This is a genomic window from Plantactinospora mayteni, assembly GCF_016862935.1.
Taxonomy (GTDB): Bacteria; Actinomycetota; Actinomycetes; order Mycobacteriales; family Micromonosporaceae; genus Plantactinospora; species Plantactinospora mayteni.
The window spans coordinates 22805-30716 of record NZ_BONX01000080.1 but is presented as its reverse complement, the minus strand read 5'-3'; the positions used below and the strand labels follow the sequence as shown (position 1 = coordinate 30716).

Annotated in this window: 2 protein-coding genes and 1 pseudogene; 1 reads left to right on the top strand and 2 read right to left on the bottom strand. The window is 68.9% G+C overall.

Features of this window, described 5'->3' with window-relative positions; translation table 11 throughout:
* Window positions 1-25: 25 nt before the first annotated feature.
* Window positions 26-355 (top strand): annotated as a pseudogene (locus Pma05_RS43260) (tyrosine-type recombinase/integrase); the annotation flags it as partial.
* Window positions 356-771: 416 nt separating this feature from the next.
* Here Pma05_RS43260 and Pma05_RS43255 read toward each other — a convergent pair.
* Window positions 772-1314 carry a hypothetical protein gene (locus tag Pma05_RS43255; protein ID WP_239314166.1) on the bottom strand — a complete coding sequence of 181 codons (543 nt, stop codon included), beginning with the start codon at window positions 1312-1314 and terminating at the stop codon, window positions 772-774.
* Complete coding sequence (locus tag Pma05_RS40865) at window positions 1308-7616, bottom strand: RHS repeat-associated core domain-containing protein (RefSeq protein ID WP_203862918.1); 6309 nt, start codon at window positions 7614-7616, stop codon at window positions 1308-1310. The genes Pma05_RS43255 and Pma05_RS40865 overlap by 7 nt, the downstream gene beginning before the upstream one ends.
* Window positions 7617-7912 lie beyond the last annotated feature (296 nt).

The window sequence follows — 7912 nt, the reverse complement described above, 5'->3', positions numbered from 1 at the left end:
CGCCGCCGCCAGCCCCGCCCACCGGGTGATCAAGCCCCGCCGCCTACCGAGCACCCGCCGCGCACTGACCCCCGACGAACTCGAAGAGATCAACCTCGCTGCTCACACCAGCGGCAACGACGTCATCCTCGACGCCCTTCTACTACGTCTGCACACCGAAACCGCCTGCCGCCGTGGCGACGCGCTCGGGCTACGGCTGATCGACCTGGACACCGACCGCGGACAGGTGCGACTGACCGAGAAGGGCGCCACCCTGCGCTGGCAACCGATCACCCTCCACCTGGCCGCCCACCTCGACGAACACGCCCGCACCCGTGGCGCGGTACTGCCCACCGACCGGCTGCTCCGCTACCGCAACGGTCGGCCGATCACCAGCCGCCGCTACGACCACCTATGGAAACGCATCGGCGAACACCTCCCGTGGGTGGGTGGCCGCCCAGGGCATCTCCACCCACTGGCTACGCCACACCACCCTGACCTGGATCGAGCGCCACTACGGCTACGGCGTCACCCGCGCCCACGCTGGCCACACCGACTCCGGCGGTGGGCGGGATCGACCTGGACAATGCAGGTCTCGCTCTTCCTCGTTGTCCTGCACGGAACGCGAGGTCGCCACCCCGGCCGTCGCCGAACTGCTCGGCACGGTGCCGGCCATGCTCGTACTGCCGCTGGCCGGGGGACACGCCCTCGCGATCCAACGAATGACGAACAGGCTGTGCCGGCACCGTCGCTGCCGGCACAGCCTGTTCGTGGTTCCAGTGGTGCGGCCCGTCAGCCGCCTCGCACGCAGGCGCGCTGGCTCTCCAATGCCTCCTGGAGTTGGGCGGCGGACCTGGGGCCACGCTTCGTGTCGAACGTCAGCTCCGCCAGCGGGGTTCCCGCCGGGTACCGGGGCAGGTCGGCCGGTCGCTCACGAGCCTCGCCAACGGACCGGTCGTGCCCGGTGTCCGCATGCACCGACAGCCTGAGCGGAAAGCTGGCCGGCGGTGGCCGGGTCACCGTGCTGAACTGACGGTCATCGCCGAGGACGAACAGCCCGCGCCGCACGTCGTCGGTGGTCGGTCCCTCGGCCTCCCAGAGTGGAACGAAGTCGCCGCCGCGTTTCGGGTCCGGGGCGGTGTAGACCCGTACGCCCCGGACCTCGTCGTCGGGACAGAGCGGCGCGTAGACCACCGGGCGGCCGTCGATTTCGACGTAGCCGAGGACGTCCTCGACCTGACCGCTGTCGCAGTGGGCGGCTGTGAGACTGAGGCAGCACAGCCAGAGCAGTATGACGGCGGCTCGTCGTCGGGTCCGCCTTGGCCAGGTCAGCATTGGTCGTAGTTTCCCTTGCCCCAGTTGGCCGACTCCTCGTACCTGTTCTTGCACGGGTTGCCCCCGCCGCGCAGCGCCTCCAGCAGGTACATCGGGCCGAACATCGCGCCGTAACGCCGCCAATCCTTGCGGTGCGCCTTCTCGTGGTCCATCAGGTCACGGTCGACATTTCCGTCCTGGGACCGGAACGTGTCGCCGTAGGTGGTGCCACTCCCGCCGTACGGTACCCAGCCGCCCCAGCAGACCCGCATGCCGTGCTGGGTGTTGCACTCCCCGCCGCTGGCTCGGGTCAGCCAGTCCACCCCCTTGCCGAGTATGTCGGACTCGAATCGGTTGATTTTGGAGGCAAACGGCGTGCGGAATCGGGCGAGCCACCCGAGGCCCTTCTGCGCACCCGTCAGCATGCCGTTCCAGAGGGAGCGGAAAAACATTCCTGACAGCTTCCGGAAGGTTCGCTGAGCCGCCTCGACCTGCTGCTGCAAGAACCGACTAATCTGATCGAGCTCTTTGCCCATCTTGCGTAGGAGCGCCTTGGCCTTGCGGGGTTCATCCTTCACCCAGACCCGGATCTTTTGGATTATCTTGACGATGCGTTTCTCCAGCACCTTGATGTACCGGACGATGATCTTGGTGACGTAGTAGGCGATCGACGCGAACTTGGGGAAAAAGAGGCCGAACAGGCTCAGCACGCGAATCATGATCCGCAGGACGATCAGGACCCGGATCATGCGGGTGACCTTCTTGATCAACGTACGGTAGACCGTCTTGTAGCTGACCACCCGCTTCGTGACGTACGCCCGGCCGTCCGGGTCGGTGAAGCTGACCGGGCTGTTGTTGGCGTACGCGTACCCGTGCATGGTCTGCGGATCGTCGTAGCTGATCTCCGGGTCCACCGAGATGAACCGGCCGGTTGTCGGGTCGTACTCCCGGGCACCCAGGTGGGTCAGGCCGGTGGACGGGTCGTTCGTACCGCCGACGAACCCGCGGTCTCCGGCCAGGTTCGGGTCACCCGGACCGCGGGTGCCGCCGTACGGGTCCCGACGCTGCCGGGTCACCGACTGGCTGGACTCGTCGACGGCCAGCTCGGCCGTACCGTGATGGTCGGAGACCAGCCAGGTCACCTTGCCGGTCTGGCCGTTGCGCATCGCCACTGCGCGATCACCGTGGGTGTAGTATCGCAGACCGGTGACCACACTGCTGGTGTCCAGCTTGAGCTGGGTCTCGCCCAGGTAGAGGGTGGTACCGGTCGAATCGCGGCGGATCAGCCGGTCGCCCGCCGCGTCGTACAGGTACGACGTGACCTTGCCGTTCTCGGTCACCTTCGCCAGCCGGCCCTCGGCGTTCCACTCCAGGGTCTGCCCGACGCCGGCGCGAGTACGGGAGGTCAGGTTGCCGGCGGCGTCATAGTCGTACTCGTTGACCTTGGTGCCGGCCGCGTCGGTGGTGGCCACCGAGCGCAGCGCGTGCGGCTGTGCCCCACCGGCCGGGTTGTAGCCGTACGTGCTGGTGGTCTTGGACCCGTCCGTCGCCGTCCGGGTCTCGGAGAGCCGGTTGCCGACCTTGTCGAAGGTCCACGAGTGCCAGTACGCCGCGGCCCCGCCCAGCCCGGCGGCGGTCGGGGCCGTCGCACAGTCTCCGGAGGCCGGCGTCCACGCCTCGGCGAGTCGGCGCAGGTAGTCGTGCCGGAAGCACTGGGTGTCGGCGGCAACCCCGGTCGCCGGGTCCGGGGTGTCGCTGATCCGCGTCACGTTGCCGCCCGCATCGTAGCCGTACGACACGCTGGCGATCAGCTGCGGGCCGATTTCCCGACGCGTCTCGGCCAGGGAGAGTCGGCCGGTACCAGCCTCGTACCGGAACGACCGGCGCAGCGACTTGCCGCCAGCGGAGAGCGTCATCTCCTCCTCGTCCCCGTAGGCGGAATAGATGGTCTCGGTGACGTAGTTGGTCGCGCCGGAGAGGGTGGTGGGCATCCCGAGCGCGTTGTAGCCGTACCGCAACGTCTCCGCCGGCAGCCCACCAGCGGCGGGCAGGGTGGTGGTGTCGACCTCTCCGTCGGACCGGTACGTGGTGTCGAACTTGTACGTCCCGGCAAGCGCCCCCTCCCGTTGGGGAATGGTGACGGTCCGGCCAGTGGGTCGATTGCCCGCGTCGTACCCGGTGATCGCGGTGGTGTACCCGGCGCCGTCGACGTACCGTGTCGCGCTGGCCTGGAGGCCGGGGGCGGGGGTGCCGTCGAGCAGCTTGTCGTACGTCCACTCGGCGAGCTTCGGGCCGGTGGCGGAGTCCTGGCGCAGCGCCGTCTTGCGGCCCAGCATGTCGTACTCATACCACAGGGTCACGCCGCGGGCGTCCGTCTCACTGACGAGGTCGTTACGGTCGTTGTACGTGTACGTCAACACCCCCTGGTCCGGGTCCTCGGTACGGATCTTCCGGCCCCGCGTGTCGTAGCCGAACCGCCAGACGTTGCCCGCCGCGTCGGTGACCGTTTCCGGCTGGCCATCCCGGTTGTAGGTGTACTTCGTGGCGTCGTACTCGCCGCTGGTGGTGGCGCCCTTGTACTGGCGCAGCTCCACCATCCGACCCTCCACGTCCAGGATCCGGGTGGTCGGGGTCTGCCCGGCCGGCGGTGTCGTGTGCTGCCGGTCGACCTCGTGGACGTGGCTGGTCCGCCACTTCTCCACTCCGTACGACAGGAAGATCTCGGCGGTGGGACGGTCGGCGCCGTCGTACACGGTCACGGTCTGGCCGGGCAGCAGCGCCTGGTCCGGGGCGAAGAGGGTGTCGCCCGGTGGGGCGTCGTTGTAGTAGGGCTCGGTCTCCCCCACCTTCATCCCGCGGGCGTCGTACTCGACATCGGTGATCACCCGGCCGCCCTGCGGCGAGGGCGCCTGGGTCTGACGCAGCCGCATCTTCCCGTCCAGCAGTTGGTACTCCGTGCGGTAGCTACCGTCGGACTCCAGCGTGCGGACGGTCACCACGTTCGCCCGGTCGTTGTTCGTCTGGTACTCGTACGTGGAGCTGGGGGTGTCCGGGTCCTGGCCGGGCAGCCAGGTCTTGACCACCTGGCCGAGCGGGTCGTATTCGGCCACGGTGCGCGCGCCGTTGGGTGCGGTGACCGACACCTCCTCCCCCCAGGCCGGTTCCAGTTCCGTCGTGGTGGTCTGGTTGAGGTGGTTGGTCGAACTGACCCGGGTGGTGGGACCGGTGGCCGGGGTGTAGGTGACCGTCTCCCGCGCACCGACCACGTCGGTCCGCTCTGCCACCCGGCCGTGCTGGTCGTATCGGGCCCGAAGGGTGGTGAGATAGGTCGTGGTGCCACCGGACCAGCCGGAGAACTCCTCCCGCCGGGTGACCGCCCCCCGGACCGGCGCGGCACCGAGGGTGTCGTTCCCGTCGTAGTAGAACCGTTCGTCCGAGATGATGTCCTCGGCCGAGGTCGGTTCCCGGGCACAGTCGCCCACCACCGTACGCTTCCGGGCCACCGGCTCCATCAGCCAGGCGGTGGTGTTGCGGGCGTACGTGTACTGGGTGCAGGTGTCGTCGTTCGGGTCGGCCACGTTGCCCTGGTTCTGCTCCGCCAGCAGAGTGCCGTCGGTGTCGTACGTGTGCGTTGTCGCCGTCTCCCGCCACTGGCCACCGGCCGCCTCGCCCTGCACCACCCGCTTCTGCTGCACGTTGTGCGCCGTGGTGGTGCCCCAGGGGCGGACCCGGGTGGCGGTCGCCGGGGAAAGCCACGGATCGGTGATGGAGCGGTTCAGGATGGTGCCGCCGTCGCCGGTGTAGGTGATCTCCTCGCGCGGCGTGCCGGCGAACTGGTCGGTGTCCGGCCACGGAGTCTGTGTCGAGTCGACCACGTCGATCCGCTTGACACCACCGGCGGGGCTGGCCTTGTCGCCGTCCATGCCCCGGAAGTAGACCAGTTCGGTCAGCGACCGGACCTGGTTCGCAATCCCCTTGCGTACCCGAACCCGCTCGTAGCCGCGCCACTGGCTCCAGGTCTTGCGGTCCTCCGGAACCAGCCCGTCCTCCTCGTCGTGCCGCCAGGCGGGTGCGCCGACGTACTCGATATCGGTGACCTCCTGGGCGAACCCGATGGTCCGATCGCTCTCCACGACCTTGGTGACCACGTACTTGTTGAACCAGTCGGTCCGCTCGGTCAGGCCCGGCGGAGTCCAGCGCAACGGATGGCAGCGCCTGCCGTTGCTTTCCGGAGTCGGCAGGGTCGACCCGTACACGCACTCCTTCGGCGAGTACGTGACCGCGATGTCGCCGCCGCTCTCCGAGCGGATCGACTGCAGCCGCCACCAGTTCATCGGCGGGATGGAGTCGTTACCGTCCACCCGGTTGTTCATCTGTACGCCGCTGAAGTCCACCGCCGGCAGCCGCTGCTCGCCGTTCACCAGGCCGGAATGCCGGAGCGAGGCCAGGAACAACCGTGGCCTCGTACCGTCCCCCGGGTCCGGGTACGTGTGCGTGAGCTCCCAGGAGTCCACGTTGCGCGGTGCCGTGCCGCCCCAGACCTGGGTAATGACCTTCTTCAGCCGCTTCTGGGTCCAGAAGCTGGGGTTGTACTTGTTGGTGCAGTTGGTGCTGCTGGCGCAGTCCTGGTCCCAGGGCACGTCCGGCCAGTTGCTCGGTGACGACTTGGCGCAGGTGGTGTTCGGGATGCACCGGTCGGCGGCCTCGAACAGCACCCGGCCGACCCAGGGCGAGGTGTAGACCGCGTCGGAGCGCTGCCCGTACTCGATGTGGTCGAGGTAGCCGCCGCGGACGTACGAGGAGACCTTGGTCGCGGTCATGTTCCGCGCGTAGTAGTTCTTCTCCTGCTTGTAGAAGTAGCTGGCGGTGTTGCCGTGCGGGTCGACGACGTAGTCGAGGTTCCACCGCCACGCCTGCTGACAGTGGGAGGTGTCGAAGGTCGATCCGCGGCACTCTTCGCCGACGTGGTTGCCGAACACCGGAACCGTCCACGTCGACAGGGTCTGGGCGTTTGCGGTGCTAGTCCAGCCGGGCAGCTTGTTCCGGCCGAAGTGGTACTCGGTGCCGTCCCGGGTGGTGACCACCCAGTACTCGCCGTTGTTGTCGCCGTTGCCGAGGCTGACGTCGGTACGCCGCTCCACCTTGGACCCGTCGTCGCTGCGCATGTGCCAGCGCTTCGTCTCACTGTTGTACAGCAGTTCGCCGCCCCGGCCGTTCAGCACCAGGGTGAGGTTGTCGGTGCCCCAGCAGAGGTCACCGGTCTTGGTGGTGTTGCTGGCACCGTTCTTCATATCCGACGCGCAGGGCGTATACCGCCGTTCGACGTACCCGCCCGGGGAAAACTCGAATCCCTCGCCCACCCAGGACGGCTGGTTGTTGGTACCGCTGGTGCGGCCGTCCACGCTCCCCGAGGAGTACGCCAGGGCCAGTTGCGCCGCCGGCCCACCGAGCGACGGCGGCGCGGGCATCTCGTACTGCCAGCTGAAGTCGCCGGACGATCCACCAACCTGCCAGCTCGCCGACGGGGAGAGCGGGCTCTGGCCGAAGTCGCCGGCGGTGCCGGCAGCGGCGGCCTGCACCGCGAAGAGGCCGGACTCCGTGCCACCGATCGGCACGTCGCCGCTGAGGCGCCCCGAGCCGTTGTTGCGGGTGGCCACCGGCGTGCCTTGGCACTCCGGCGCGGCCGGGGTTGACTCGGCGCACTGCGGCAACCGCACCAGCCGCAGCCGGGTGGCCCAGTCGCCGCCGAAAGCGGCCTGGAACCCTGAGTAGTCCACCTCCATCGAGACCCGCCCCAGCCCGGTCGCGCCGTCGGCGCGACGCACCTGCAGCAGTAGCCCGTCGTCGTGCCGGCCGAGGAGGGCCACCTCGACCCGGGTCGGCCTGGCGGCGTCGGCGCTGGGTGCCTCCGCTTCCGCCGACCCGGCTGACCCGATCGGAGCGCCGCCCACCGGATCGGCCGAAGCGGCGGCTCCGAGATAGACCGGCAGCGTTCCGGCACGGACGCGGTTGGTGGCCACCCCGGCGGGGGCCGACGACCTCGCCGCCAGGTCGACGACAGCCCGGCCCGGCGCCGGCCAGGACACCGTCGGGGCTGCCCGGACGGCCTTCTCCTCGGCCGGGTCCGGCGCCAGCGGATGTGTCCCGGCGTCCCGTCCTGGTACCGAGCGTTCCGGTGGTGCCGAGGTGGTCCAGGTGAATGCCACCGCCGCTTGCGCCGGTAGGTCACCGACAAGGATGGTGACCAGCGAGACTGCGGTGACCAGCGCCACCGGGCCGGCAAGGCGGGAACGCCTGGTCCGGAATCGTGACCGAGTTCTCATAGGTGCCGCTCCCGGGACGTGGACGACGTGGGCCGGACCCAACCGAGCAATCGAAGGGCCGCATCATCGAGAGCGGCGCTCCGGGCGTCAATTGGATCCGGCACACGAGATCCGGAGATAGAGACAGCTGTCAGTCTGTCGACCGCGCCGCACATTCTCCGCACACAATGGATCGCCATTTCGCGCCTCGGGTTCCGTCAGTTATGGTAGTTGGTTACGCAGCCGCTGGTCGCCGTCGGGAATCGCGCACGGGGCGCGGCCCGCGTCGGTGAGCCCGGCCAGCCTCACCGACCGGG

Coding starts and splice junctions, on each gene's coding strand:
- Pma05_RS43255 (WP_239314166.1), bottom strand. CDS start 1,314: ATGCTGACCTGGCCAAGGCGGACCCGACGACGAGCCGCCGTCATACTG.
- Pma05_RS40865 (WP_203862918.1), bottom strand. CDS start 7,616: ATGAGAACTCGGTCACGATTCCGGACCAGGCGTTCCCGCCTTGCCGGC.